Origin of the sequence: Bacillus sp. EKM208B (assembly GCF_011800725.1) — a bacterium.
Lineage (GTDB): Bacteria > Bacillota > Bacilli > Bacillales > Bacillaceae > Bacillus > Bacillus velezensis.
In genome coordinates, this window is sequence record NZ_JAANHO010000004.1 from 121,312 (window position 1) to 148,254 (window position 26,943).

Genomic DNA, 26,943 nt, shown 5'->3' on the forward strand with positions numbered 1-26,943 from the left:
AGGCAAAATGTGGGCACGAGGGGCACATCCCACACAGAACCCTTCTACATCACACGCTTAAACATCTTCTCCATCTCATACGTGCTGTGGTGGATAATGATCGGCCGGCCGTGCGGGCATGTGAACGGGTCTGTCGTTCGGCGCAGGTCGTCCAAGAGCGCTTTGATTTCGTCGTTTCGCAAATGGCGGTTCGCTTTGATTGAGCCTTTGCAGCTCATCATAATGGCCGCTTCCTCCCGCAGTTTCTTAATATCGATCTGCTTGGCGTCAAGCACCTGCTGAATGATTTCTTCAATCAGTTCAGCTTCTTCCCCTTTTGGAAACCAGGCCGGATGGCAGCGGACGATGTAGCTGTTCGTGCCGAATGCTTCTAAAAATACTCCGACACTTTCAAGCTCATGCTGATGCTGGTCAATGATCAGCGCTTCGTTTGCCGCGTAATGAAAGGTGAGCGGCACGATCATGTCCTGTACTTCAGGCTCGACCTGCCCGACTTTCTCCCGGAAATATTCGTATTTAATCCGTTCTTGTGCCGCATGCTGGTCAATGATATACAAGCCGTTTTCGTTTTGGGCTAAAATATATGTCCCGTGCATTTGGCCGATCGGATACATCACCGGAACTCTTTCTTCACGTATTTCTTCAGAGACAGCTTCCGGTTCCGGAGTATCGGAAACAGGCGCTGCCGTTTCCGGCATGCCGAGCTCCGGCGGCACTTCGTGATCCGCTTCATTCGGGAGAATCTCTTCTTCTATTATTACCGGCTCAGGCTCTTTTACGACCGAACTCAGCTTCATTGGTGAGTAAGACGGCTCCGGCGTTTTTTCAGGAAGTTTCCGCTCAGGCGCGCTTTCCTCGAATGTCATAAATTGCTGTTCGTTTTTGGCCGGTGCCGGCGCTGATTTTTTCGGGAGCTGGGCGCTCGGAATAAGCCGCTGCTTTTGAAACACTTCCTTTATCCCGTCACGGATCAGCTCATGCAGCTCCGTCTCTTTGCTGAGGCGGACTTCAAGCTTCGAGGGATGGACATTGACATCGACCAAAATCGGGTCCATCGTAATTTCGATAAACGTAATCGGATGGCGGCCGATCGGCAGAAGTGTGTGATAGCCCTCATGCACCGCTTTTACAAGCGGGAAATTCTTAATGTATCTTCCGTTAATGACAGATGACATGTAGTTTCTGGATGCACGAGTGATTTCCGGAAGCGCAATGTAGCCCTTGACTTCAAAATCAAGCGAGCTGACATGGAGCGGTATCATTTTTTTCGCAACCGCCGTCCCGTAAATTGCGGCCAGCACATGGCGCACATCCCCGTTACCGTTTGTCTGCAGCAGATTTTTCCCCTGATGACGGAGACGGATCGATACTTCCGGATGCGCAAGAGCGATCCGGTTAACAACATCCGTAATATTGCCGAGCTCCGTATGCACGGTTTTCATATATTTCAATCTGGCGGGTGTATTGAAAAACAGGTTGGTAACGATAATCTCCGTTCCTTTTCTGCTGGAGGATTTCTGTTCAGAAATGATATTCCCGCCCTGAAGAATGAGATGGGTGCCCGCTCCCTCGCCGATGCTCGTTTTGATTTCCAGATGAGAAACAGACGCGATACTTGGCAAAGCTTCTCCGCGGAAACCGAGTGTTCTCACCCGGAACAGGTCGTTTTCATCTTTGATTTTACTGGTCGCGTGGCGGCGGAAAGCCCGCTTGCAATCATCGGTTTCCATCCCTTCGCCGTTATCGAGCACCCGAATCGACGAAAGCCCCGCTTCCTCTATGTCGATTTCAATGACTGTACTGTTTGCGTCGATGGCGTTTTCCACCAATTCTTTAACGACTGAGGCAGGCCGTTCGACTACCTCGCCGGCCGCTATTTTATTTGAAAGTTCATCTGAGAGCTGGATGACTTTTGCCAAGTCCGTCACCTCTTTCTATTTTAATTTTTTTTGCAGCTTGTACATTTCGTTCATCGCTTCAAGCGGCGTCATATCGAGAATATTGATTGACTTAAAGGCTTCAAGCACTTGTTTTTCTTTATTAGAAACAGCCGGTGCCTTCTGTTCTTTTTCACCGTCAGCAAAAAAGGACAGCTGTGCCGGTTCTTCTCTGACGGCGGACTTTTTCTCAGATACCGCCGGAAGCTCCGGTTTATCTCCTGACTGCTCAAGCTGTTTTAAGATCTCCTGCGCGCGGCTGATCAGATCATCCGGGAGCTCGGCAAGCTGGGCGACATGAATGCCGTAACTTTTATCTGCGGCTCCTTCTTTGATTTGATGGAGAAACACGACCGTTCCGTTATATTCCTCTGCGCGCACATGAACGTTTTTCAGCTGAGGAAGCTTATCTTCAAGCACCGTCAGCTCATGATAATGCGTGCTGAACAGTGTTTTAGCGCCGATATGATCGTGAACATATTCAATAATCGCCTGTGCCAGCGCCATTCCGTCGTACGTTGATGTCCCGCGGCCGATTTCATCAAACAGGATCAGGCTGTCTTTTGTGGCGTTCACAATCGCGTTTTTCGCTTCCAGCATTTCCACCATAAAGGTGCTTTGTCCGGAAATCAAATCATCCGCTGCCCCGATTCTCGTGAAGATTTGATCAAAAATCGGCAGAACCGCTTCTTTTGCGGGCACAAAACAGCCGATCTGGGCCATGATCGATAGAAGTGCGATCTGTCTCATGTACGTGCTTTTACCTGACATATTCGGACCCGTAATCAGGAGCATTTCCCGCGAATCGCCCATCAGGCAGTTGTTCGGGACGTATTCTTGACTGTCCATCACCTTTTCAACGACGGGGTGTCTCCCTTCAATGACTTTTACTTCATTATCAGAAAAGACGGGCTTTGTGTAATGCCTGTTTTCACTGATCGTAGCAAAGCATTGCAGTGCGTCCAGCTCACTCATTTGTTTGGCAAGACGCTGCAGACGCGGAATAAATTGTTTCACCTTTTCACGCAGTCCGGCAAAAAGCTCATATTCCAGCTCGCAGATGTTATTTTCCGCTTCTAAAATAAGCGCTTCTTTTTCCTTCAATTCCGGCGTAATGTACCGTTCGGCGTTTGTGAGGGTCTGCTTCCGCTCATACCGTCCGTCTTCAAGCAGATGAAGGTTTGCTTTTGTGACTTCAATATAATAGCCGAACACTTTATTGAAACCGACTTTTAATGAACGGATGCCCGTATAAGCGCGTTCCTGCTGCTCCAGTCTGGCAATCCAGTCTTTACCGTTTTTGCTGGCGTCACGGTACTCATCGAGCTTCTGATGATAGCCGTCTTTAATTAAATTGCCTTCTTTTAACGATAACGGCGGGTTTTCATGAAGGGCTTCTTCTAACAGGTCAAGCAAATCTCCGCACGGATCAATCAAGCCGGCGCGTTCTTTTGCTTTTTTATGGTTAAGAGACCCTACAAGCTCTTTGATGCTCGGCACTTGTTTTAAAGATTCTTTCAGCTGGATTAAATCCCTTGCGTTGACGTTTCCGAATGCGACCCGGCCCGCCAGACGTTCTAAATCGTATACTTCCTTCAGGCGCTCGCGCAGATCTTCACGCTCAAACAGATGATTGATCAGCGTCTCGACCATTTCCTGGCGTTCTTCGATTTGGGATGCCCTAATCAGCGGGCGGTCAATCCATTGTTTGAGAAGCCGGCCGCCCATTGCTGTTTTCGTCTCGTCTAAAAGCCAAAGCAATGACCCTTTTTTGCTTTTCGAACGGATCGTTTCCGTCAGCTCAAGATTCCGTTTTGAATACAGGTCAATTTTCATCGCTTCTTCCAATTCATATACTTGAACCGGCTGCAGATGATCCAGGCTCCGTTTTTGCGTTTTCTGCAAATACGTATATAAACGCATAAACGTCTCTGTCAGCTCTTCGCCCGGCAAGTGCTTTGCGATTTCAATGCGTTCTGTTATTTCCCCGTCTTCGATGGAAATCGTGGCGCCGCACCGTTCTTTCAGCTGAGCAGCTGTATGTTCGTTAAACTTGCTCGATACGACAATTTCCCTTGCGCCGACTGAGTAAATTTCTGACATGACATCCTCAATCCGCTCAATAAATACGGCCAGGTTTTCTCCGGTCGTTAAGTCCGATAAAGCGAGACCGTATCCGTCACGGAATTCGGAAACGGAAGCGATAAAGTTGTTTTCCGACTCGTGGATGCCTTTTCCATCCATCACGGTTCCCGGTGTGATCAGCTGGACGACTTCTCTTTTCACAACGCCTTTAGCCGCCTTCGGATCTTCCGTCTGCTCACAGATCGCCACTTTATAGCCCTTTTTAATCAGCTGTTCAATATAAGCCGCCGCGGAATGATACGGCACGCCGCACATCGGAATTTTATCAGCCGAACCTCCGTCTCTGCTTGTCAGTGTAATTTCAAGCTCTTGTGACGCTTTTTTTGCATCTTCAAAAAACATTTCATAAAAGTCACCAAGCCGAAAAAATAAAAAGGCATCTTGGTGCTCTGCCTTTATCTTCAAGTATTGCTGTATCATAGGCGTGTAACTAGCCATCATTTAATCCCTCACTATGTATCTTCTCTTATCCGAATCCCATTATAACATAAACAAAAGAGTGATATCTTTATATATAAAAAAGAGACTTGGGGTGTTAAACTCCCCTAGCCTCAACTTATTCTTCAGGATCTCCGACTAAAAATTCAGGGTTAATGTCCTCTAATTCTTCATCAAGATCGTCTTCCCAATCATCATCATCGTCTTCTTCCCAGTCAGGATTGACTTCGACGACGACTTTCGTTTCACCGACCACTTCTGCTAAAAATTCTCTCTCTGCCTGAACCACGATTTTATTTCCGTTAGGAGAAATGGTGACTTCAAGACAATTCGGCTGCTGCAGCACTTTGGCAATGACTTCGTGTTCGTCATCTAAGTAATTTGTGTCTCTGTATCTGAGTTTAATCACATCGACATACTTTACTCTCTCGGTTACAACTTCCGTTTTTGTATTATCGGCGTAAGAGTACCAGACGTTTATATCATAATACCCTTCAATTTCTACAGTCTTCCCGATCTTTTCGGCATCGTACTTGTGGTTGATAATCCAGCCGCCCAATATACTTGACGGTTTTTCTCCAGGTGAGATCGTGTTGGTGCATTGGGTGAATTTTCTTCCTTTCGCAACTACCGCTTTCGTAATAATTTCCCTGTATTCAGACATTCCGGCAGGCCTCCTTGTTCTTCTTCGTGTTATCTTATGCTGGGCATTTGTCTCATGTGCATTTTTATAATAAAAATATAAAAATACAAAGTTTCTGTTTCATTGTATGCAGCCCTGCCCAGAAACTTTACTTTTAAGTATGATAAAACTTCCCAGTAAAATGGGACAAAACGGTGAGCCGATGAAAATTTAGTACATATTACAATTAGTTCTAAAACAGCAAAAAAACACGGGCCGATGAAGGCCCCGTGTTTAAATAGAACAGCTGTTATTCGAATGTTTTACTTTTGAACCGGTTTCTCCCGTCAGCAGGTTGCCTCCGGTAGATGTAATGATTTCGTTTGTCACCTGATTTGAGATCGTATGTGCGACAAGCTGAAGAAGGTCATTGACCTCAATCTGGGAATCTCTGAATTCCTGAATGATCGGAATCCCTTCAAGCTCTTCCTGCAGGGCGTCAATTTTACTTTCCACTTGTTTCAGCGCTTCAAGCTTTTCGTAGTGCTTCAGGTTAACGGCTTGCTTTTGCAGGGTTTTAATCTGATTAATAATCGCAGAGACTTTTTCATTTTCGTTAATCTGCGCCTCAGCGCGTTTGAAAAAATCAACTTCTTCTGTTTCAGAAATCATTTTCGCAAGGTTCCTAGCCTGCTGTACAATGTCTTTCTTAGAGTAAAGCGTCATTATTATTTCACCTCGATTGCTTCTCCTGCCATCACACCGTCAAGCGACCATGTTTTCGCCTGTTCGATTTTGACGCGTACAATCTTGCCGATGGCGTCTTTCGGCCCTTTGAAGTTGACGAGCTTGCTTTTTTCCGTATAGCCGGCAAGAATGTCAGGGTTATTTTTGCTTTCTCCCTCAACTAATACTTCGACGGTCCTGCCTTCATATTCCTTCATTTTTTTGGCTGAAATTTCTTTCACCAAATCATTGAGGCGCTGAAGACGTTCTTTCTTGACCCTCATCGGAACATTGTCTTTCATCTTCGCTGCCGGCGTGCCTTCACGAGGAGAGTAAATAAACGTATATGCGCTGTCAAATTCCACTTCTCGATATAACGAAAGCGTTTCTTCAAACTGTTCATCGGTTTCATTCGGGAAACCGACAATAATATCGGTCGTCAGTGAAGCGTTCGGCATCGCCGCTTTAATTTTTCCGACAAGCTCCAGATAGCGTTCTCTGTCATATTTGCGCGCCATCATTTTTAACATCGCTGAGCTTCCTGATTGAACCGGAAGATGGATATGGTCAAGAAGGTTGCCGCCTTTGGCGAGCACTTCGATCAGATGATCATCAAAGTCACGCGGATGACTCGTCGTGAATCGGATTCTCGGAATATCAATTTTACGCAGTTCGTCCATTAAATCACCGAGACCGTACGTCATATCATCAAAATCTTTTCCGTACGCATTCACGTTTTGACCGAGCAGCGTGATTTCTTTATAGCCTTCACTTGCAAGTCTTCTGACTTCCTGGATAATTTCCTCAGGACGGCGGCTTCGTTCTTTTCCGCGGGTATACGGTACGATGCAGTATGTGCAGAACTTGTCACAGCCGTACATAATGTTGACCCAGCCTTTAATTTTTCCGTTGCGGACTTTCGGAAGGTTCTCAATGACATCCCCTTCCTTCGACCACACTTCAATGACCATCTCTTTTGATAAATATGCCTCTGATAACAGTTCCGGCAGACGGTGAATGTTGTGCGTGCCGAAAATCATATCGACAAACGGGTGCTTCTTAAGGATGCGGTTTACGACTGATTCTTCCTGTGACATGCAGCCGCAGACGCCCAGAATCAGGTCCGGATTATTTTTTTTGAGCGCCTTTAAATGGCCGAGCTCTCCGAACACTTTGTTTTCAGCATTTTCCCGGATAGCGCAAGTGTTTAATAAAATAACGTTCGCGTCATCAACCGAATTTGTCGCTTCATAACCGAGCGCCATAAAAATACCCGCCATGACTTCCGTATCATGCTCGTTCATTTGGCATCCGTACGTGCGGATATAAAATTTCCTGCCTTCACCGAGGCCTTTAAATTCTTCTGAGATTTTAAAATCGTTATGATATTGAACGGATTCTTTGCCCCGTTTTTTCGCATCTTTTAAAGAAGGCGGAATATATACGGCTTCAAAATACTTGCTGTAATCCTTTTCGGATTTTTTGTCCGCCGGATTCACTTGTCCGCTTTCCTGCTTTTGCTTTTCATTCATGTTCGAATGTCTCCTTTCAACCGAAACTTCCACCCTCAAGTATACTGGTTAAAAGCGTTTGGCACAACCGCCAGCCTATTATTGTACACCTTATTGAGAATAAGAATCAATAAGAAATAAAAAAGAGGGAATCATTTCCCCCTTACACAAGCTGAAGCTCTTTTGCGGCTGAACGGATTACTTCCAGTGCCCGGTCAAGCTCCTCTTTTGTATGCTCCGCCGTAATAATGGTGCGGATTCTCGCTTTTCCTTGGGCGACCGTCGGATACACAATGCTTTGTGCAAAGACGCCGCGGGTCAATAAAAGGTCTGATAATGCCTGGGCTTTTTCTTCCTCCCCTATTAATATCGGCACGATCGGTGTTTCGCTTTTTGTGAGGGTCAGCCCCATTTGAACCAGTTTGTCTTTGAAATACGCCGTGTTCTCCCATAGCTTTTCCATATGCTCCGGCTCTTCCAGCAGGACGTCAATGGCTTCTATGCATGCGGCCGTTACCGCAGGCGGATGAGAAGTGCTGAATAAGAAAGGACGCCCTTTATGGCGCAGGTAATCGATCAGAACCTGCGACCCTGCGGCGTAACCGCCAAGCACTCCGATGGCTTTGCTTAATGTGCCCACCTGTATGTGGACTCTTCCGTCAAGCCCGAAGTGATTAACCGTTCCCCTTCCGTTTTTTCCGAGTACGCCGGAAGCATGCGCGTCGTCGACCATCACAAAGGCATCGTACGCCTCTGCAAGTTTGACGATGTCAGGCAAAGGAGCGATGTTGCCGTCCATTGAGAATACGCCGTCGGTGACGATCAGGCGCATGCGGTAATTCATTGATTTTTTCAGCACCCTTTCCAAATCGTCCATATCAACATGGCGGTACACCTTTTTATCTGCTTTTGTGAGCCTGATCCCGTCAATGATGGAAGCATGGTTCAGTTCGTCAGAGATCACGATATCCTCTTTTGTAAGAATGCTTGATAGGACGCCCTGATTCGTTGTGAACCCCGATTGAAAAACAAGTGCCGCTTCTGTTTTTTTAAAGTTTGCCAATTTCTTCTCCAGCTCATTGTGCATTGTGAATGTTCCGGCGATTGTCCGGACGGACCCCGTACCCGCTCCGAATTCTTCCGCGGCGCGTTTGGCCGCTTCGACAAGCCTTGGATGCGACGTCAAACCGAGATAATTGTTCGATGAAAGCTGTATCACGTTTTCCCCTTTGACTTCCACCGACGGACCCTGCTTCGTTTCAATTTGTTTCATTTGCTGCCACGTTTTATTTTCTTTCATTTTATCAAGCTCGGCTTTTAGAAATTCAAATTCTTTCATTATAGAACCCTCCCCTTATGGAATCAAAATGACTTTGCCGCACTGGCCCTTTCTCATCAGGTCAAACCCTTTTTCAAAGTCTTCAAGCGGAAACTGATGCGTGATCACCGGCGTCAGATCAACAAGGCCGGATTCAAGCAGGTGCGATACCTGCCGCCATGTTTCAAACATTTTTCTGCCTGTGATGCCTTGGACGGTAAGTCCTTTAAACACCACGTCATTTGTCAGGTCAACCGTCACCGGACGTTCCGGCAGACTCAGCATGTGGAACCTTCCCCCGTTGGCCGCCATCTTTAATCCTTGTGTTATGGCTGTCGGGTGGCCGGACATTTCACAGACAAGGTCGATTCCTTCTCCGCCTGTTAAGGTGTCGATCACCTCAAGCGGATCTTCCTCGTCAGCTGGAATGGTGATCGTGGCTCCCAATTTCTTCGCAAGAGCCAGCCTGTAATCATTTTTATCAATGGCCGCAATACGGGACGCACCGGCCGCTTTAGCCACCGCCACCGCCATCAGTCCGATCGGTCCGCAACCGATAATTGCAGCGGAACCGCCCGCAAGCTGGCTGTTTTCCAGCACCGTATGCACCGCGTTGCCAAGCGGCTCTTGAACAGAAGCGACGGCGGGGTCCATATCAGCGGGATTTTTCCAAACATTTCGAGCCGGCACTTTGACATATTCAGCGAAGGAACCGGCTGTATCTACGCCGAGGATCTTTGTATGGGTGCACACATGATGTTTTCCTGTTAAACAAGGGACACAAGTACCGCAGACGAAGTGGGTTTCAGCCGAAACGTAGTCACCTATTTTGACATTTGTGACGTGTTTGCCCGTTTCCGCTACGATACCGCTGAATTCATGTCCGAATACTTGAGGTGTTTTGATTCGTTTCTGCGCCCATTGATCCCAATTATAAATATGCACATCTGTACCGCATATAGATGCGGCCTGTACTTTAATGAGAACTTCATTCTCATTAATGGAAGGTATGGGAATTTCTTTCAGAGTTGCTCCGAAAGCGTTTTCATTTTTGACTATAGCTTTCATCTTTCCTCCCAACATGTACACTCCTCCTCGAAAAAACACTGTAATAACTGGATTGTAACATGAGATAAAAAGGAGGTAAATACCAGTGTCCACTCCAAGAAAACAACTGCTTCCGTCCGGAAAAATGGGCGGGATTTTTTTTGAATATTATATGAATAAAGCCATTTATCATCTCTTCGTACTATCAATATAATATTGTGAGAAAATATGACAACAATAAAAACAACCCGCTCGCCTTACGCAAGCAGGTTGAGAATGTCATGTTTTTGTTTTTAACGGGGTTCGACGATTAACTTAATCGCCGTTCTTTCTTCTCCGTCAATCTGTATATCTGTAAAAGCCGGAATACAAATCAAATCTACGCCGCTTGGCGCGACAAAGCCTCTGGCAATCGCAACCGCTTTAACAGCCTGGTTTAAGGCACCCGCCCCAATTGCTTGAATTTCGGCGGCTCCGCGTTCCCTCAATACACCGGCAAGCGCGCCTGCTACTGAATTTGGACTTGATTTTGCTGAAACTTTTAAGATTTCCATTTCTGCTCCCCCTTAGTTTTACAATGGATAAGTGAGTGTTCATTAGAACAATCATTATTAGATGTTGCTATCCAAAAAGCCATCCCCACAATGCTTTTCAAAAATAGCGGGCTACCTTCCATTTCTACTATATTCACTAAGAAGTTGCTATATTCCTGCTTTTCCTTTTAATATTTTTATAAAATAAACACATGATCACCTATTCAAAGAACATATGGTCATCATTGATTAATATCCGTTCGATATTTACGGCCTTTTTCGTTTGATCGTCGATGTCAATGAGCACTCCGCTCAGCGTAGTTTTACCTTCCGCCACCGTAAACCGGACGGGAAGATTGGTTTTAAACCGCTTGATGACCGTTTCTCTGTCCATACCGAGAATTCCGTCGTACGGACCCGTCATGCCTACATCAGTAATATATGCCGTTCCTTTCGGCAAAATGCGGTTATCTGCCGTTTGCACGTGTGTATGGGTGCCTACCACGGCAGAGGCTCTTCCGTCTGTGTACCAGCCGATCGCAATTTTTTCGCTTGTCGCTTCGGCGTGAAAATCAATAAAAATGTACGGCGTGCGCTTTTTCGCTTCTTCTATTAATTCATCCGCTTTAGCAAACGGATCATCAAGCGGCGGAAGAAACGTCCGCCCCTGTAAATTAATGACGGCAAGCTCTTTTCCGTTCGATTTAATATAGGTAATGCCTTTGCCCGGTGTACCTTCCGGGAAGTTCGCCGGGCGGACAAGATGCGGCACATCATCAATAAAGTCGAAGATCTCTCTTTTATCCCACGTATGGTTTCCCATTGTAATGGCATCGGCTCCCGCTTCCATCAGGCTGTGGTAGATCTTTTCTGTCAGTCCTTTTCCGTGTGCTGCATTTTCTCCGTTAATAATTGTAAAATGCGGTTTATGTTTCGCTTTCAGTTTCGGGACATATTCTTTTACCATGTCGCGGCCTGGGGAACCGACAACATCTCCGATAAATAAAATTCTCATACATTCCATTCCTTCCTTTTCAGGGACTCAAAAAAATAAAGTGATGCGCTAAGCATCACTTTATTTTGCATACTCTACGGCTCGAGTTTCTCTGATTACGGTCACTTTAATGTGGCCCGGATAATCAAGCTCGTCCTCAATTCGTTTACGGATATCACGTGCCAAACGATGGGCTTCTAAATCATTAATGGAGTCCGGCTTCACCATGATGCGAACTTCACGGCCGGCCTGAATCGCAAATGATTTTTCAACACCTTCGTAAGACTCGGAGATTTCTTCAAGCTTTTCAAGTCTGCGGATATAGTTTTCGAGCGTTTCACTTCTCGCGCCCGGTCTTGCGGCTGACAGTGCATCAGCGGCAGCGACCAGAACGGCGATAATGGAAGTCGGCTCTTCGTCTCCGTGGTGTGACGCAATACTGTTAATGACGACTGGATGCTCTTTATATTTGGTCGCAAGCTCCACTCCGATTTCCACGTGGCTTCCTTCCACTTCATGGTCAATTGCTTTTCCGATGTCATGCAGAAGACCGGCCCGCTTGGCAAGCTTTGCATCTTCTCCAAGCTCGGAAGCCATTAAACCGGCTAAAAACGCAACTTCCATAGAATGTTTCAGTACGTTCTGCCCGTAGCTTGTACGGAATTTCAACCGGCCGAGGATCTTGATCAGATCCGGGTGGAGTCCGTGAACGCCGACTTCAAACGTCGTCTGCTCACCCATTTCCCGGATATAGTCATCAACCTCACGGCGGGATTTTTCAACCATTTCTTCAATGCGCGCCGGGTGAATACGGCCATCCTGAACGAGTTTATCAAGAGCGATTCTTGCCGTCTCCCGTCTGATCGGATCAAATCCGGAAAGAATGACTGCTTCAGGTGTGTCATCAATAATCAGGTCAATACCTGTAAGCGTTTCAAGCGTACGAATGTTACGCCCTTCACGGCCGATGATACGTCCTTTCATCTCATCATTCGGAAGATTGACGACCGATACCGTCGTTTCGGCAACATGATCTGCTGCACAGCGCTGCAAAGCAAGCGACAGAATGTTTTTCGCCTTTTTATCTGCCTCTTCTTTCGCACGGTTTTCGGTTTCTTTTGTCATGATGGCGATGTCATGTGAAAGCTCATTTTCAACCCGGTCAAGAATGATTTGTTTCGCTTCATCCCGTGTCAGGCTCGAAATGCGTTCGAGTTCTGACTGCTGCATACGAATCATCTCATCCACTTTGCTTTCCATCTCTTCAATATGTTGTTGTCGTTCATTCAGAGAATGATCTTTCTTCTCCAACATCGCTTCCCGTTTATCAATTCCTTCATGTTTACGGTCAAGATTTTCTTCTTTTTGAAGTAAACGGTTTTCTTGTTTTTGAAGCTCATTTCGTCTTTCACGAACTTCCTGTTCAGCATCTATTCGAAGTGTATGGATTTCGTCCTTTGCTTCAAGCAGAGCTTCTTTTTTCAGTGCTTCAGCATCACGCTTTGCATCTTCAAGGATTTGCTCGGCAGCACCGCGTGCGCCCGCAATCTTTGCTTCGGCAATGGTTTTACGAACATAGTAGCCAACAACTAAACCGAGCAGAGTCAGCAAAATGGAGATGAGAACCGTCATTGGGGTCATACTTTCACCTCCTCTTGCTATGAACTTGGTTTTTGCTTAAATAAGTGCCGGCATGTACATTGTTTGATTTTCTCAACATACAGAACCTTCACAGGGAATGAGTCTCTCATGCCCTTGTCAAGTTTAAATGGTTTAACAATCATGTTAAAAAACAAATGTTACAACTTCATTGTAATTGTGTCGGAAATACTTGTCAAGCTTGCCAGCTTAACGATTCGCCTTCAGCTCGGAATCTTCGCCATGTATATATCATACCATACCTAGATCCGCTTTTCGTGAATGACGGCTCTGTCAGTCCGCCTGGTTAAGCAATTGGTAAATTCTATTGTTTACCTGTCCTAATTTGGCGTTATTCTGAATATTTGACAGTAATATGACATATTTGCTTGCCGAATGGCTGAAGCTGTTCAAAATGTTGTAACCGGGCATAACACCGTGATTTGAATAGCTTCCCGGATCAATGTAAAACCCCATGCCGTAAGCGGCACTGCTTCCTGCTGTAAACATTTTTGTGAAGCTTGCTTTTGAAAGGAGCGTGTTGTTTACGATCGCTTTATCAAATTTATAGAGATCTTCAGCGCTCATATACATGTCGCCTGCCCCGTACAGCTGCGATAAGTCCAAAAGGTGCGGCGTTACAAGACTGCCGCTCTCATCGACTTTGTAGCCGACGGCAGGATATTTGGCTTTGGCAAATGTTTTGTAAAATCCGGCATGCTTCATTCCGGCCGGTTTGAACACGTGTTCTTTTATATATTGTTCATAAGACTCCCCGCTGACCTGAGATACGATATAAGCAAGCACTGAATAGTTGGAATCCCTGTAATCCCAAACCCCGGGCTGCCGTTTAATTCCGCGGTTTTCTATATCCTTGATTAAATCAATTGGAGAAATCGGTCCCTGACCCTCAATATGCCCGTTTATGCCGGACGTATGATTGAGCAGGTTTTTCAATGTAATGCGCGTGCCGTTAGGAAAATTCGGCAAGTATGTACTGACGGGGTCACTCGTCTGCAGCAGCCCTTTTTCTTCAAGCTGCAGGACAGCCGTCGCGATTAACGCTTTTTGTGAAGAACCGATATAATATGATGTCTCCGGATTGTTTTTAATTTTTTGTTTTCGGTCCGCATAGCCAAAGCCTTTTTTCAGCACAACCTTTCCATCTTTTACGATCATTGCTGTGCCGCTGAACCCGATCTGTTGCAAGTAATTGCTGATCTGTTTATTGTGATCGATTGATTTAGGTGTTTTCTCTTTTTGCGTCTTTTCTTTTTTCTGTTGAGTCTGGTCTTTTGAAGTATCAGATTGAGCGGCGGGAGCGCTTTTAACGGATTCCTTCTCCCGGTGATGCGCTGTGACGGTCCAGATCATAATAAAAACAGTGACAAGCAGCAGAAAAAGAAACAGCCCTCCCGTTTTCATCAGCTTCTTCTTTCTTTTTTTATTTATTCTTGTGCGGCGGGGGCTCGTCATCTTTTTTCCTCCTCAGATATAATTTCAACTTTCGCCATGATGTTAGACGAGTGAAGGGTGAAAAAAGTTGTAACATTCCAGATAAAATTTTCCCAAACAGCCAGTGTTTTTTGAAACACACAAAAAAAAGAGCGGAAATTGCTTATTCCGCTCTTTTGATCGTGTTTTTATTCTTCTAATTCCATCTCTTCCTGAACTTCTTCCGCTTTGTCCGTTACACCGTTATTGTCTAAACCGTAATATTCACGGATTTGCTCCTGAATCATCAGCATGATGTCTTTATTTTCTTTTAAGAACTGCTTGGCGTTTTCACGGCCCTGGCCAAGGCGTTCTTCTTCATAAGAATACCATGAACCGCTTTTTTGGACGATATCCAGTTCAGTTCCAAGGTCGATGATTTCCCCTTCTTTGGAGATTCCTTCACCGTACATAATGTCCACTTCAGCCGTACGGAACGGAGGAGCGACTTTGTTTTTTACGACTTTAATTCTCGTTTTATTCCCCATGACGTCGTTGCCCTGCTTTAATTGCTCGGCACGGCGCACTTCAAGGCGCACGGAAGAATAGAATTTCAGCGCGCGGCCCCCCGGTGTCGTCTCCGGATTTCCGAACATAACGCCGACTTTTTCACGAATCTGGTTAATAAAGATTGCGATTGTTTTAGATTTATTGATGGCGCCGGAAAGCTTACGGAGCGCCTGAGACATGAGACGCGCCTGTAAACCGACGTGTGAATCACCCATGTCACCTTCAATTTCAGCTTTTGGAACAAGCGCCGCAACAGAGTCAACGACTACGATATCAACAGCTCCGCTTCGCACCAGCGCTTCAGCAATCTCTAGCGCCTGCTCTCCCGTATCCGGCTGAGAAAGCAGAAGCTCTTCGATATTGACACCGAGCTTTTGCGCGTAAACAGGATCAAGAGCATGCTCAGCATCAATAAATGCTGCCTGTCCGCCTTTTTCCTGAACCTCAGCGATTGCGTGAAGCGCTACAGTCGTTTTACCTGAGCTTTCAGGTCCGTATACTTCAATAATCCGTCCGCGCGGGTATCCGCCTATTCCGAGAGCGGTATCAAGTGCAAGGGAACCGCTTGGCACCGTTGAAATTCTTGTATCCGTTTTTTCTCCGAGCTTCATGATGGAACCTTTGCCGAATTGTTTTTCTATTTGCTTAAGAGCCATATCTAAGGCTGCCTGACGATCACTCATTTATTTTTTCCTCCTTTATCTTGCCACTACATATACTATACCTTGTTTACTGGCATTTGCCAAGAAAAAAGCGAACGCATATTCGGATTTTTTCCGCGTTCGCTTTTCTGCAAAAGAGCATAATTTCCCTTATAAAACTTAAAAATCAGAGAAAACGGCTCTTTAAAACTTTATTTTTGATCCAGCATTTTCAAAATGAGATGGCAGCCGTATTTAGCGGCGCGCTTTCTGATTCCGGTTCTTGAGCCGGCAAAGTTAAATTCGTGCACCTCTTCTTTTCCTTCCGCCGAAATGCCGATAAAGACGCGGCCGGGAGCATGCCCTTCCTGCGGGTCGGGACCCGCAACCCCGGTAAAGCTGATGCCGATATCGCTTCCGGTCAGCTTTCTCACACCGGCTGCAAGCTCTTTCGCACACTCTTTGCTGACCGCTCCGCTTTCTGCGAGCGTCTCAGCTTTCACGCCGAGCACATGCTGTTTCACGCTGTCGGAATAACAGACAACGCCCCCTGCGAATAGTTGAGACGCACCGCTTAAATCAGTCACCCACTCTGAAAACAGGCCGCCTGTAAAGCTTTCGGCAGAAGAAATCGTGATTTTGTTTTGTCTGCATGCTTTTGAAAGCTCCTTCACCAGAGACGTATCATCATATCCGTAGAAAAATTCACCGACACGTTCTAAAATGGCGGCTTCCGTTTCTTTTAAAAGCCGTTCTGTTTCTTTTTCGTCAGCATGTTTCGCCGTTAAACGCAGCGTGACCTCTCCGTCAGCAGCAAGCGGCGCAATCGTCGGGTTCGTCTGCGCATCAATGATATCTTCTAAATCAGCTTCAAGCTGGGATTCACCGATTCCGAAAAACCGCAGCACGGTTGAAACGATTTTCTCATTAGAACCGAGCTTTTTAAGAAGCAGCGGCTTCGCTTCATTTTCAAACATCGGACGCAGCTCGCTCGGCGGCCCGGGAAGCAGCATATAAAGCCTTGAGCCGTGCTCTGCAAGCATTCCCGGCGCCATGCCGAAATGATTCGCCAAAACGTCTGAGCCCTCAATGACGAGCGCCTGTTTGCGGTTATTCGGCGACATGGTCCGTTTTGTTTTCACGAAATATTCTTCGATCGACCGGAATGCTTCGTCATTCAGAACGAGCGGGCGCCCCAGTGTGTTTGCAATGGTTTCTTTCGTTAAATCGTCCTTGGTCGGCCCGAGGCCGCCTGAAAAAATAATCAGGTCTGAGCGCTCTTCGGCAATGCGGATGACTTGCTTAAGCCGCTCCGGATTGTCACCGACAGCGGTATGATAAAACACGTTTACACCGATTTCCGCCAGCTCTTTACTGATAAACTGCGCGTTCGTATTGGCGATCTGGCCGAGCAGAAGCTCCGAGCCGACTGCAATGATCTCTGCTTTTTTTGCTATTTCCATCTTTAAGTCCTTCTTTCTTAGTTAGATGTTTTTAACGCATCCCAGTTCTTCGCAAAATAATCCCAGCCGGAAATGACTGTGAAGAGCACAGCCACCCATAAAGCGATATCGCCGAACGGGAAAGAAACGAGCTCAAACGGAAGATTATGCAGCAAAAGCGCGGCAACAGCGATGATCTGAGCCCATGTTTTAATTTTCCCCAGCATATTGGCGGCTACAACTTCCCCCGTTCCCGCCAGCACAAGTCTTAATCCCGTTACGGCAAATTCGCGGCTGATGATGATGATGACCATCCACGCCGGCGCAAGGTCAAACTGCACAAGCGTAATTAATGCCGCGGATACCAGCAGTTTGTCAGCCAGCGGATCTAAAAATTTCCCGAAGTTTGTCACGAGGTTCAGTTTTCTGGCGTAGTAGCCATCCACCCAGTCAGTCGTTGATGCGATAATGAATAAAACAGCTCCCGTAAGATGCGCGACCGGAATCGATTCATCCCCTATATGAACGCTGCCCCACTGAAAAGGAACAAGCATGATAATCATAAATACAGGAATTAAAGCGATTCTTGCCAGTGTGATTTTATTCGGTAAGTTAAACATAAAGCCCCTCCAATAATATGTACTCGGACGTGAAGAAAAAGTCATCTTAATCGTTCAGATGACTTTTCCCCTTTTATTTTTTCATCTTGATTGTGATGGTCTGCGCCATCACATCATGCGGATTGAGTTCATAGGACAGAACCTCTCCGTTGATTTTAATTTTCAGGTTAGGGGCATAGCCCGTGCGGATTTCAATCTGCTTTTGATCCGTGACGTCTTTTTTAAAAGTTTCGCCCTTTTGCAGCGTTCCTTCTTTTAAAGAACCGCCGCTGTCATCACGGACGCGGATCCATGCGCTGTCAGAAGCAATCAGTTCAAGCTTATACTTATCTGCCCCGGAGACGTTGTATGAAGAAGCTGAGCCTTCCGTTCCGGCCGCTTTGATCTCCGTCTTTTCACTGCTTTTTTCTTTCTTTTTCTGCTCTGACGCTTTTGTGTCCTTTTTGTCTTTTTTGCTGTCAGATTGCGCTTCGTCATTTGTATTGCCGTCGTTTTTCAGCGCAGAATCCTTAGGAATCTCATACTTGCTCTCACTTTGGGTGACGGCTTTATCTCCGTCTGTCTGCCCGGATTTGCTCATTCCGAGCTGAATAATCGCATAAATGATCGCGATGACGATAATGACACCGATGACGACAAGGACGGTCGGAAGCCATTCCGCCGCCTTTGAAGCGGACTTAGGAAGCTCCCTTTGCATGGCGAGACCGGAGATTTTTTCCGACACATCGTCATGGTACGTGTTAGGGATGTCTTTTTTATATTCTTCAAATAACTGATCTGAATCAAGCCCGACAGCTTCAGCGTATTGCTTGATAAACGCCCGCACATAAAAATTGCCGGGAATGACGTCATAATTGCCTTCTTCCAGAGCGGTTAAGTATCTTTTCTGAATTTTCGTCGCCGCCTGGAGTTCATCCAATGACATCCCTTTTTCCTCTCTGGCTTCTTTAAGCCGGATTGCTAATTCTGTCACAACAAACACCTTCCAATATTAAAAATCAAAGCTTGAAAAACCGGTCTGATCAAACATTTGCGGTTCTTCTGCATGTTCATATGTAATGACTTCGTCAGGATCATTTCTGAGTTCGATAATATAATCGAAATCATCGAGCGTATACTCCGAATTTTGAACAAAAATATCGGGGTGCTCCACGACCTTTGTCGCCGGAAGCCGCATAATTTCACTGACGAGCTGAAGATGGCGCTCAGATCCCCGTCTTGTCGAAACGATGCCGTCGAGGATAAACACGTTTTCCGTGCTGTATTCATCGGCAACCAGCTGGCTCCGGATCGTTTGTTTTAGCAGCGTTGATGATACGAAAAGCCATCTTTTGCTGGCACAAACGCTTGACGCAACGATGGACTCTGTTTTTCCGACCCTCGGCATTCCCCGGATTCCGATCAGTTTGTGCCCTTCTTTTTTAAACAGCTCAGCCATAAAGTCAACCAGAAGACCGAGCTCGTCCCTTTCAAAACGGAAGGTTTTTTTGTCATCGGCATCACGCTGAATGTATCTTCCGTGGCGGACTGCGAGACGGTCGCGAAGCCTCGGTTCTCTCAGCTTCGTTACTTTAATGGTCTCCATTGTTTTTAAAATTGATTCCAATCGTTTAATTTGATCTATATGCCGGCATCTGAGCAGCATTCCCCTTCTGGAAAGGTCGACACCGTTAATTGTGACAATATTAATTGACAGCATCCCGAGAAGAGATGAAATATCCCCGAGCAGGCCGGGGCGGTTCACTTGAATTTCATATTCAAAATACCATTCGAGCTTTGCCAAATGATATACCCCCTCCATTGTGGCAAATTTTTACCTTCCTTTATCATAAAACATTTTTCTCTAATTAGAAAGAAGAATGTTGCTCTATAGAGGAAAACATAAAAAAAGAGAGGAGAAATCCCCCCTCTTAATGAGTGCTGTTATTTTCAACAAGCTTCACCATCATATTTGCGATGGCGCGCTGTTCATCTTCAGAAGCAACGCTCCAAAGATCAGCAAGCACTTTTTCCTGATGGTTTTTCGAGTCGACTTCGTTCGCAAGGTAACCGCCGATTTCTGTAGCGAGGTCAGTGATCGTTTCATCACTCATCCCTTTTTCCTGCGCATAGTTCAATCTGTCGCCAAGGAAATTCTTCCAATTATCCCAGTTTTCTAATACTGACATGTTGGGTTCCTCCATTTCATCTGTTGTTACAAAATTATTTTGTCCGTGCAGATGCAAACTATACACACATTTTTTTCAGCAGTGCCAGCCGCCGTTTACGGATAATATATGCCCCGTAATATAGGAAGCCTTGTCCGATAATAAAAAGGCCGCCGCTTCGGCGATTTCCTCCGGCTTTGCCAGCCGGCCCGCGGGAATTTCCTCTGCCAACGCTTCTTTTTCATCAGACGTGAACTGATCAAGCATATTTGTATCAACGGCACCCGGCGAGACTGCATTCACGCGGACGCCGCTCGGAGCAAGCTCTTTGGCAAGCGCTTTGACGAACGAATGCTGCGCTCCCTTGACCATGCTGTATAATACCTCGCACGATGCGCCTGTTTCTCCCCAGACGGAACCGATCGCGACGATGCCCCCGCTTTTTTCCCGGATCATGCCGGGCACCAGATTACGCGCCAAAAGAAACGGACTCGTCACATGCAGCTGCACCATCTCCCGCGCCATGTCATCCGTAACGTCCGTAATCAGGCCGAAATGACTTTTGCCGCTGTTTAGTATCAGGGCGTCCACAGGCTGCTTAACGGAACGGCTGAGTGTCTCCGCGCCATCCGGTGAGGACAGATCCGCCTGAATAACGGAGGCTTTTACGCCGAATGATGCGCTCAGCCTTTCCGCAAGCCTGTGTGCGGCTTCCTTATTAGAATGATAATGCAAAAGGACGTCATATCCGTTTTTTGCGAGGACTTCACTTATACTTTGTCCGATTCCGCCGCTTGCTCCGGTTACGAGCGCTGTCTGTTTCATCAATCAATACTCCTTCTTTCCCCAGAAAAACATCCCTCAGGGCGTGAGGGATGTTTTTGTTATGATTTTGGCACGACTTTACAGACTGTCAGCCTGTCTTCTGATATTTCTTCTTTAATGACCCGCTTTACGTCTTCTAGCGTAATCTGCTCCAGTACGGTTACGACATCAAACAGACTCATATCTAAAAAGGCGTAGCGTGTAAATTGGTTGGCGATATATTCAGGCGAATTGAGCGCTTTTAAGAATGACCCGATCTTCTTTTTTCTCGCAAGATCAAGTTTTTCCGCAGTCACGGCTGATTCCGCATCAAGCAGCATGTGTTTTAATTCGTCAGCGAGCTTATCCGGCTCCGGTGTATCTCCTCCGACAGAGGCAAAACCGAATCCGTATTCAGCCGTGTAATCAAAGCTGAAGGTTTCATCAATGTAGCCTTTGTCGTACAAGTCACCGTAATGCGGTGAGCTTTTTCCGAAGAGACATTCAAGCATGAGGTTCATGCTGAGCTCGTGCTTCAACAGCTCCTGCCCCGTTTTATAAGGGTCTTTCGCCTTTAAGCCGACAAGACATTTTGAGCCTTGCACGTTCATTTTTAACTCCTGCTCCCGGCGGAAAACCGCTTCCTGCTCCTGAACTTCTTCACGTTTGATTTCGGGCTGGTCTGTAAAAGGCTTTTTCTCCTGGTTTTTCCGCACCTGGCTGATGACCGCTTCAGGATCTGCGGGACCGACGATAAAGAGCAGCATATTGCTCGGGTGATAAAACGTTTCGTAGCACTCATACAGCAGATCTTTCGTAATATGTGAGATGCTCTCCACCGTTCCGGCAATGTCAATTTTCACGGGGTGGTCTTTATACATATTTTCGATAAGGCCGAAAAACAGCCGCCAATCCGGATTATCATCATACATATTAATTTCCTGGCCGATGATGCCTTTTTCTTTTTCAACTGATTTTTCCGTGAAATACGGGTCCTGAACAAAATCCACGAGTGTTTCCAGGTTTTTCTCCACATTAGAAGTGCTGGAGAACAGATAAGCGGTTCGTGTAAATGATGTAAAGGCATTTGCCGACGCCCCCTGCTTACTGAAGTCCTGAAACACGTCGCCGTCCGCTTTTTCAAACAGTTTATGCTCCAGAAAATGCGCGATTCCGTCAGGGACGTGTACCATTTCTTCCTTATTTAAAGGAACGAATTGATTGTCAATGGAACCGTACTTTGTCGTAAACACGGCGTATGTTTTATTAAAGCCCTGTTTCGGCAGCACATAGACATCAAGGCCGTTTGCCATTTTTTCATGAAACAGCGTTTCCTGAAGCTGTTCGAAGTTTATCGGTTTAGTCAAGATGCTCCCCCCGTCCCTTTTAAGAAATAAGTCGTATCCAGCTTAATGTTCTTTCCGACATTGATAATGTCCTCTTTTGTCACTTTCTCGATATTGTCAAGGAATCTTTCGATCGGTATCTCTACTTGGGCCGAGGCCTGCTGATACAGAAATTCCGCTAAACCGTATGCCGTATCAATGGTTTCTAATACTTGATTTTTAATAACGGCTTTCGTTTGGGCGATATCATCTTCTGAAAAGTCACCGTTTTGCATAGCCTGAAACTGTTCTTCAATGATGGTGACGGCCTGCTTGTAATTTTTCACCTCAATGCCCGACATGACCATCAAAAGCCCTTTGAAGCTTTCCACCCTTGAGGCTGCATAATAGGCGAGGCTCGCTTTTTCACGGACATTTATAAACAGCTTTGAATGAGAGAAACCTCCAAACAGCCCGTTAAACACCTGCAATGCAGGATAATCCGGATCTGTATATGTCGTATTGGTCCGGAATCCGATATTCAGCTTGCCCTGCTTGACGTCCTCTTCATCAATGACTTCCTTCGGATCGGGCTGTTCATTCGCCGCGCTTCTTTCAAAAGGCTGCAGCTCCCGTTCTTCCGTTTTAAAATACGTATCAACGGCCGTTTTCACCTGATCTGTATCAACATCGCCGATGACGTACAGGTCCAGCTGATCTTCGCGTATGGCTTTTTGATAGGCTTCATACAAATCTTGCGGTGTAATGTGTTCAACATCATCGAACTCTCCGTTGACGTGAAGGGCATACGGTTCGCTTTTGCACATTTCCTGAACGAGACGCAGATTAGAATATCTCATCTTATCATCATATACGGCTTGAATCCGCTGTTTCAGCGTCCGTTTTTCCTGCGTGACATAAAGGGGCAGGAAGGCGCCGTTTTCCAAAGCGGGCGAAAAGACAAGCTCTGATAAAAGCTGAAGACCTTTTTCCAATAACGGTGTGCGGTCCTTCAGATACTTTTCATTAGGAATCTCAAGTCTGAACGTAATGACATGACGTTCTCCCTTTTTTGTCAGATCAGCTGAAACGGATGTGCCGTACAGCTCATCAAAATAAGACCGCAGATCAGCGGTTTTCGGGCGGCTTTCTGTTCCGCGCAGAAGCACATGCGGAAACAGCGCCCTTTTTGTTACGAGCTCTTTCGTTAAAGGAGCCAGCATTTTAAACGTCAGCGAAACGGTTTTAAATTTCTCGGTCTTTACGATGTGGGCGGTGATCCCGCCGTGCTTTGACTTCATTTCATTTACGTAAGTCATGTGAAACCTCCTTCGTTCATTCTTTCATAGTATGTATTATGACCAAATTTCAGCATTCGCAAAAAAGAGTACGCAGATGTAATTATATCAACTGGAGGATTTATAAGGAAACAAAAAACCTCTGCCCGAAAACAGGCAGAGGCATTGAACGTTATTTTTTCAAATTGAAAGGCCACCAGTTGGCTCTTCCGAATATTTTCACCATGACCGGTACAAAAAACGGAAGGACGACAATTGCGTACATGAGAAGGCCTGTTAATACCACGGTTGCAATCTGTAATAAGGAAAGAACGCCAGACGGCAGCATGGCCGCAAAGGTTCCCGCTAAAATAATCGCCGCAGAAATGATGACGGAACCCATATTTTTCATACTGCTGATCATTGCGGGTTCCGTTCCTTCTTTTTTCAGCTCATTAAAGCGGTCCATTAAAAAGATGGAATAATCCACGCCAAGAGCCATCAAAATGACAAAGCCGAAGAACGGCACGGCCCAGTTTACGCCCGGATACCCGAAGAAGTGTGTAAAGATGTATTCCGTTACGCCGATGGATGCGAAATACGTCAGTACGAGCGACGCCACTAAATAAACAGGCATAATGAGGGAGCGCAGCATCACGATGAGAATCAGAAAAATTCCCGCCAGCATAAACATTGCCGTCCGTTTGAAGTCTGAATCCGATACTTCCTTCAGATCGGCATTCATGCTGGAGACTCCCGAAACGCCGAAGGAAGCATTCTTCAGATCCGTGTTCGGAATGGCCCTTTTTACGCTCGCTTTGATCGCTTGAATATCTTGAATGGCCGTATTTGAGTAAGGATTGTTATCAAGAACGACAGTCAATTCTGTCGTTTTTCTGTCATCTGACATGTACGTATTAAACACGCTTGTGAAATCACTGTTTTTCAAGGCGTCTTTCGGCACAAACCAGCCTGTCATTTCTTTGTCTGACGCCTTGTGAAGCTCACCCAGGTAATCATTCGCCCCCATCATGCCGCTTGATACTTTCTTAAGCCCTTTTACACTGTCGTTAAGGCCTGAAGAAAGATCGCTGAGCCGGGAAGAAAAATCACCGAGACCGCTCTTCATTTTTTTCTGGCCCTCCGCGAGCTGTCCTGCCGCCGATTCAAGGCGCGGCATTTGTCCTGCGAGAGCCCCCTGTCCGTCTGACACTTGCTGCAGACCGTTTTCAATACTGGTCAAACCGTTGATCATTGCGTTAATTTGAGTGTCAATCTTCTTCTGAGCGGCTGCCAGCCGGGCAAATTGTTTTTCCGCTTGCTGCAGATGATCCTTTTGACTGTCGACCTGTTTAGAAAAAGCTTCTGCATCCGCGTTTGCCTTGGAAACGGCTGACTGTACACCCGTAAAGGCCGATTTGATTTCTTGGTAAGAGGGATCGGTTTTGACTGACGGTATTGACGCTTCCAATTTTGCAAACGGCAGCCGGGCAAGCTGCTTGTTCAAATCGGCAAGCTGTCTGCTGGCTTCATCTTTCATCGGCAGGACGGTTTTTACCAATTTTAAAGCGTTTTGCGTTTCTGAAGCGAGACCGCTGTTTTGGCTGAGCTGTGAAGTCAGCATTTGTTTTTGCTCTTCAATCTGCTTTCTCATCTGGGCGACGCCGGCTTTATTCTCGTTCACGCCAGCCTGCAGTTTATTCAGGTTTTCTCCTATATCAGAAAGCCCGGATTTCAGAGACAATGTTCCGTCAATAAGCTGATTGACGCTTTTCCCCGACTCTTCGATCTGCGGCTGTGAATCAACTAACGACTTTGCGGCATGCCCTAATCCGTCCGTGATTTTTTCAAGTCCTGTATTGCCTTTATCAAGCCCTTCTTGAAGCTGCTTTGCCTGATTTGTGACAAATAATTGATTCAATCCGTTTCCAGCAGGGCGCGTGGCGCTTCTGACCGTTTTTACACCCTCTGTTTTTTCAAGTTCTCTGCTGATTTTTTCGATATCAATCAGGTGTTTTTCGGTATTTAGAGTCTCATCATTTTTGATGACGACAGTGGCCGGAAGAAGTTCTCCCGGGCCGAATGCGTCTGAAATCGTATTAAACGCGCGGACGGATTCATATTTATCCCCGATTTCGTCAAGACTGTTGTAAGATAGCGACCCTTTGTAAAGAAGGATAGGCGGGACGGTGAATACCGCAACGATTGCAAGACTGATGAGCGGCCTTTTAAATGAAAACCGCCCTGACGTTTCCCATGCTTTGCTTTGAGGATGGGAAATATCGCCCTTAACAGGCCAAAACAGTCTTTTTCCTAAAACAGCCATAAAAAACGGCACGATCGTCATGAGCGCAAGCAGCAGCACCGCGACACCGACCGCAACGGCCGCTGCCGACTGATACAGCTTAAATGTCGCAAATCCGATGCAGGCAAATCCGATCAGCACCGCACCGCCGCTGTACAAAACCGTCTTTCCGGCCGTTTTGTAAGTCACGACGATCGCTTCTCTTATATCAGCGCCATGCGACAGTTCTTCTTTAAACCTGCTGAGAAGCAGAATGCAGTAGTCTGTGCCGATTCCGAACATAATCGCCACCATAAAAATCTGAGTAAAAGTTGAGAGCGGAAAATCCAGCTGATCGACTAAAAATGCGACAATCGACTGGCTGACTAAATAAGATATCAATACAGATAAAAGCGGCACAAACGGAGCGACCACTGACCGAAATACAAGAATCAGCACGATCAGGATAAAGGCAACCGTTATATATTCAGTCTTTTTCAAGCCGTCCTGTGAGCTTTTTAACACATCTTCGTCGATCAGCGATTGGTCTGTAATGCCGTATGATACGCCGTACGGTTTCAGCTCTTTATCAATTTTATTTTTTATTTCGATGATATCGTTTTTGGATGTATCAAGCTGCAGCTGAACGAGCATCGTTTGTCTGTCTTTTGACAGCAGCTGTTTTTTGATGTCGTCATTTTTCTCCCCGAAGTATGAGGTCATCGTTTTAATCTGAAGCGCTTTTTTATGTTCAGACAAAGTGCTGACGGCTTCTTCCAGACGATCTTTTTTGTCTGTCATTAAGCCTTTTTCGTGAAATACGATGACGGCAGAAGAAGACGGTGCATCTGAACCAGACATTTCATCAAGCAATTCATGGGCGTAAGAAGAGGAATATCCGTCCGGTACGGAAATCTGCCCTTTCTCCCGTGTCAATTCAGCCATATCAGGCGCTGTAAGCATAAATATCACCGTTGCGGCGACCCATACCGCGGCGATGATCCAGCGGGCTCGGATAATGTTTTTCATTATGTCTGCTGATCCTCCTCTGTCATCATCAATCGATATAATTTTTCATATGTATTCACGAACATCTCCGCCTCGTCTTCATCAAAATACATAATATATGAACGGACGAGTTCCTCAATCCGCCGCTCCACACGGTGAAATACTTCCGTCCCCTTTTCCGTGACATTTAAAAGTATGCTCCGGCGGTCGCTTTGGCTGCGTTCTCTATTGATGTAGCCTTTTTCATACAGGCGGTTCGTCATAGATGTAATGGCGCTTTTATTGACGTGGCACACCGCGGCCAGTTCAATTGATTTGCAATCGGGATTGAGCATAATATAGCGGAGGATATAATATTGATCCAATGTCAGTTCTTTGTTCACTTTTTCAGCGATAATACTGTCAATTTTTTTTAAGACGTGCAGGTATACATCGGAATAACGCTGAATCAGCTGCTTTACTTTTTCTTCATGCACCTTTTC

Annotated in this window: 22 protein-coding genes; all 22 read right to left on the minus strand. The window is 46.1% G+C overall.

Going from position 1 to position 26,943, the window contains the following annotated elements; genetic code table 11:
* Positions 1 to 44: 44 nt before the first annotated feature.
* The 22 genes from mutL to G9F75_RS08675 all read right to left on the minus strand — a co-directional run bounded on the left by mutL (position 45) and on the right by G9F75_RS08675 (position 26,937).
* Complete coding sequence (gene mutL / locus G9F75_RS08570; protein ID WP_103526898.1) at positions 45 to 1,919, minus strand: DNA mismatch repair endonuclease MutL; 1,875 nt, start codon at positions 1,917 to 1,919, stop codon at positions 45 to 47.
* Positions 1,920 to 1,934: 15 nt separating this feature from the next.
* A complete protein-coding gene (mutS, locus tag G9F75_RS08575; RefSeq protein ID WP_031303980.1) occupies positions 1,935 to 4,520 on the minus strand; it encodes a DNA mismatch repair protein MutS in 2,586 nt (861 codons plus the stop codon).
* A gap of 118 nt (positions 4,521 to 4,638) precedes the next feature.
* Positions 4,639 to 5,184 carry an outer spore coat protein CotE gene (cotE, locus tag G9F75_RS08580; RefSeq protein ID WP_003154111.1) on the minus strand — a complete coding sequence of 182 codons (546 nt, stop codon included), beginning with the start codon at positions 5,182 to 5,184 and terminating at the stop codon, positions 4,639 to 4,641.
* 252 nt (positions 5,185 to 5,436) lie between these two features.
* Complete coding sequence (ricA, locus tag G9F75_RS08585; RefSeq protein ID WP_003154113.1) at positions 5,437 to 5,868, minus strand: regulatory iron-sulfur-containing complex subunit RicA; 432 nt, start codon at positions 5,866 to 5,868, stop codon at positions 5,437 to 5,439.
* A 2-nt stretch (positions 5,869 to 5,870) separates the two neighbouring features.
* On the minus strand, positions 5,871 to 7,400 hold the full coding sequence (miaB, locus tag G9F75_RS08590; protein WP_021493666.1) for a tRNA (N6-isopentenyl adenosine(37)-C2)-methylthiotransferase MiaB: 1,530 nt from the start codon (positions 7,398 to 7,400) through the stop codon (positions 5,871 to 5,873).
* 142 nt (positions 7,401 to 7,542) lie between these two features.
* Complete coding sequence (locus G9F75_RS08595) at positions 7,543 to 8,721, minus strand: glycine C-acetyltransferase (RefSeq protein WP_029325912.1); 1,179 nt, start codon at positions 8,719 to 8,721, stop codon at positions 7,543 to 7,545.
* A 12-nt stretch (positions 8,722 to 8,733) separates the two neighbouring features.
* On the minus strand, positions 8,734 to 9,780 hold the full coding sequence (gene tdh / locus G9F75_RS08600) for an L-threonine 3-dehydrogenase (RefSeq protein WP_106067965.1): 1,047 nt from the start codon (positions 9,778 to 9,780) through the stop codon (positions 8,734 to 8,736).
* A gap of 257 nt (positions 9,781 to 10,037) precedes the next feature.
* Positions 10,038 to 10,298, minus strand: a complete 261-nt coding sequence (gene spoVS / locus G9F75_RS08605) for a stage V sporulation protein SpoVS (RefSeq protein WP_003154135.1) — start codon at positions 10,296 to 10,298, stop codon at positions 10,038 to 10,040.
* Positions 10,299 to 10,497: 199 nt separating this feature from the next.
* The gene (locus G9F75_RS08610; protein WP_003154137.1) at positions 10,498 to 11,292 is read right to left on the minus strand and encodes a TIGR00282 family metallophosphoesterase; all 795 of its coding nucleotides are present in this window, start codon (positions 11,290 to 11,292) and stop codon (positions 10,498 to 10,500) included.
* A 60-nt stretch (positions 11,293 to 11,352) separates the two neighbouring features.
* Positions 11,353 to 12,912: a ribonuclease Y gene (gene rny, locus G9F75_RS08615; protein ID WP_003154140.1), complete on the minus strand. Its 1,560-nt coding sequence runs from the start codon at positions 12,910 to 12,912 to the stop codon at positions 11,353 to 11,355.
* Between the two features lie 291 nt (positions 12,913 to 13,203).
* A complete protein-coding gene (locus tag G9F75_RS08620) occupies positions 13,204 to 14,385 on the minus strand; it encodes a serine hydrolase domain-containing protein (RefSeq protein ID WP_021493668.1) in 1,182 nt (393 codons plus the stop codon).
* Between the two features lie 167 nt (positions 14,386 to 14,552).
* Entirely contained in the window at positions 14,553 to 15,596 is a 1,044-nt protein-coding gene (gene recA, locus G9F75_RS08625; RefSeq protein ID WP_003154145.1) for a recombinase RecA, read from the minus strand.
* Between the two features lie 170 nt (positions 15,597 to 15,766).
* The gene (locus tag G9F75_RS08630; protein ID WP_029973453.1) at positions 15,767 to 17,017 is read right to left on the minus strand and encodes a competence/damage-inducible protein A; all 1,251 of its coding nucleotides are present in this window, start codon (positions 17,015 to 17,017) and stop codon (positions 15,767 to 15,769) included.
* A 17-nt stretch (positions 17,018 to 17,034) separates the two neighbouring features.
* The gene (pgsA, locus tag G9F75_RS08635) at positions 17,035 to 17,616 is read right to left on the minus strand and encodes a CDP-diacylglycerol--glycerol-3-phosphate 3-phosphatidyltransferase (protein ID WP_007409821.1); all 582 of its coding nucleotides are present in this window, start codon (positions 17,614 to 17,616) and stop codon (positions 17,035 to 17,037) included.
* Positions 17,617 to 17,689: 73 nt separating this feature from the next.
* Positions 17,690 to 18,589, minus strand: coding sequence for a helix-turn-helix domain-containing protein (locus G9F75_RS08640; protein WP_014417801.1), 900 nt, complete (start codon positions 18,587 to 18,589; stop codon positions 17,690 to 17,692).
* Between the two features lie 18 nt (positions 18,590 to 18,607).
* Positions 18,608 to 19,399 (minus strand): DUF3388 domain-containing protein, encoded by a 792-nt coding sequence (locus tag G9F75_RS08645; RefSeq protein ID WP_003154149.1) that lies wholly within the window; start codon positions 19,397 to 19,399, stop codon positions 18,608 to 18,610.
* A gap of 127 nt (positions 19,400 to 19,526) precedes the next feature.
* Entirely contained in the window at positions 19,527 to 19,784 is a 258-nt protein-coding gene (locus G9F75_RS08650; RefSeq protein ID WP_003154150.1) for a DUF3243 domain-containing protein, read from the minus strand.
* Between the two features lie 75 nt (positions 19,785 to 19,859).
* Complete coding sequence (ymfI, locus tag G9F75_RS08655; protein ID WP_014417800.1) at positions 19,860 to 20,588, minus strand: elongation factor P 5-aminopentanone reductase; 729 nt, start codon at positions 20,586 to 20,588, stop codon at positions 19,860 to 19,862.
* Between the two features lie 59 nt (positions 20,589 to 20,647).
* Positions 20,648 to 21,934, minus strand: a complete 1,287-nt coding sequence (gene yfmH, locus G9F75_RS08660) for an EF-P 5-aminopentanol modification-associated protein YfmH (RefSeq protein WP_072177013.1) — start codon at positions 21,932 to 21,934, stop codon at positions 20,648 to 20,650.
* Positions 21,931 to 23,211 carry an EF-P 5-aminopentanol modification-associated protein YfmF gene (gene yfmF / locus G9F75_RS08665; RefSeq protein ID WP_012117578.1) on the minus strand — a complete coding sequence of 427 codons (1,281 nt, stop codon included), beginning with the start codon at positions 23,209 to 23,211 and terminating at the stop codon, positions 21,931 to 21,933. The genes yfmH and yfmF overlap by 4 nt, the downstream gene beginning before the upstream one ends.
* 151 nt (positions 23,212 to 23,362) lie before the next feature.
* Entirely contained in the window at positions 23,363 to 26,482 is a 3,120-nt protein-coding gene (locus G9F75_RS08670) for an MMPL family transporter (RefSeq protein WP_167409055.1), read from the minus strand.
* Positions 26,482 to 26,937, minus strand: coding sequence for a MarR family winged helix-turn-helix transcriptional regulator (locus tag G9F75_RS08675; RefSeq protein ID WP_003154157.1), 456 nt, complete (start codon positions 26,935 to 26,937; stop codon positions 26,482 to 26,484). Before G9F75_RS08675 ends, G9F75_RS08670 begins: the two co-directional genes overlap by 1 nt.
* Between the last annotated feature and the right edge of the window lie 6 nt (positions 26,938 to 26,943).

Coding starts and splice junctions, on each gene's coding strand:
- mutS (WP_031303980.1), bottom strand. CDS start 4,520: ATGGCTAGTTACACGCCTATGATACAGCAATACTTGAAGATAAAGGCA.
- cotE (WP_003154111.1), bottom strand. CDS start 5,184: ATGTCTGAATACAGGGAAATTATTACGAAAGCGGTAGTTGCGAAAGGA.
- ricA (WP_003154113.1), bottom strand. CDS start 5,868: ATGACGCTTTACTCTAAGAAAGACATTGTACAGCAGGCTAGGAACCTT.
- miaB (WP_021493666.1), bottom strand. CDS start 7,400: ATGAATGAAAAGCAAAAGCAGGAAAGCGGACAAGTGAATCCGGCGGAC.
- tdh (WP_106067965.1), bottom strand. CDS start 9,780: ATGTTGGGAGGAAAGATGAAAGCTATAGTCAAAAATGAAAACGCTTTC.
- spoVS (WP_003154135.1), bottom strand. CDS start 10,298: ATGGAAATCTTAAAAGTTTCAGCAAAATCAAGTCCAAATTCAGTAGCA.
- G9F75_RS08610 (WP_003154137.1), bottom strand. CDS start 11,292: ATGAGAATTTTATTTATCGGAGATGTTGTCGGTTCCCCAGGCCGCGAC.
- rny (WP_003154140.1), bottom strand. CDS start 12,912: ATGACCCCAATGACGGTTCTCATCTCCATTTTGCTGACTCTGCTCGGT.
- G9F75_RS08620 (WP_021493668.1), bottom strand. CDS start 14,385: ATGACGAGCCCCCGCCGCACAAGAATAAATAAAAAAAGAAAGAAGAAG.
- recA (WP_003154145.1), bottom strand. CDS start 15,596: ATGAGTGATCGTCAGGCAGCCTTAGATATGGCTCTTAAGCAAATAGAA.
- G9F75_RS08630 (WP_029973453.1), bottom strand. CDS start 17,017: ATGGAAATAGCAAAAAAAGCAGAGATCATTGCAGTCGGCTCGGAGCTT.
- pgsA (WP_007409821.1), bottom strand. CDS start 17,616: ATGTTTAACTTACCGAATAAAATCACACTGGCAAGAATCGCTTTAATT.
- G9F75_RS08650 (WP_003154150.1), bottom strand. CDS start 19,784: ATGTCAGTATTAGAAAACTGGGATAATTGGAAGAATTTCCTTGGCGAC.
- ymfI (WP_014417800.1), bottom strand. CDS start 20,588: ATGAAACAGACAGCGCTCGTAACCGGAGCAAGCGGCGGAATCGGACAA.
- yfmF (WP_012117578.1), bottom strand. CDS start 23,211: ATGACTTACGTAAATGAAATGAAGTCAAAGCACGGCGGGATCACCGCC.
- G9F75_RS08670 (WP_167409055.1), bottom strand. CDS start 26,482: ATGAAAAACATTATCCGAGCCCGCTGGATCATCGCCGCGGTATGGGTC.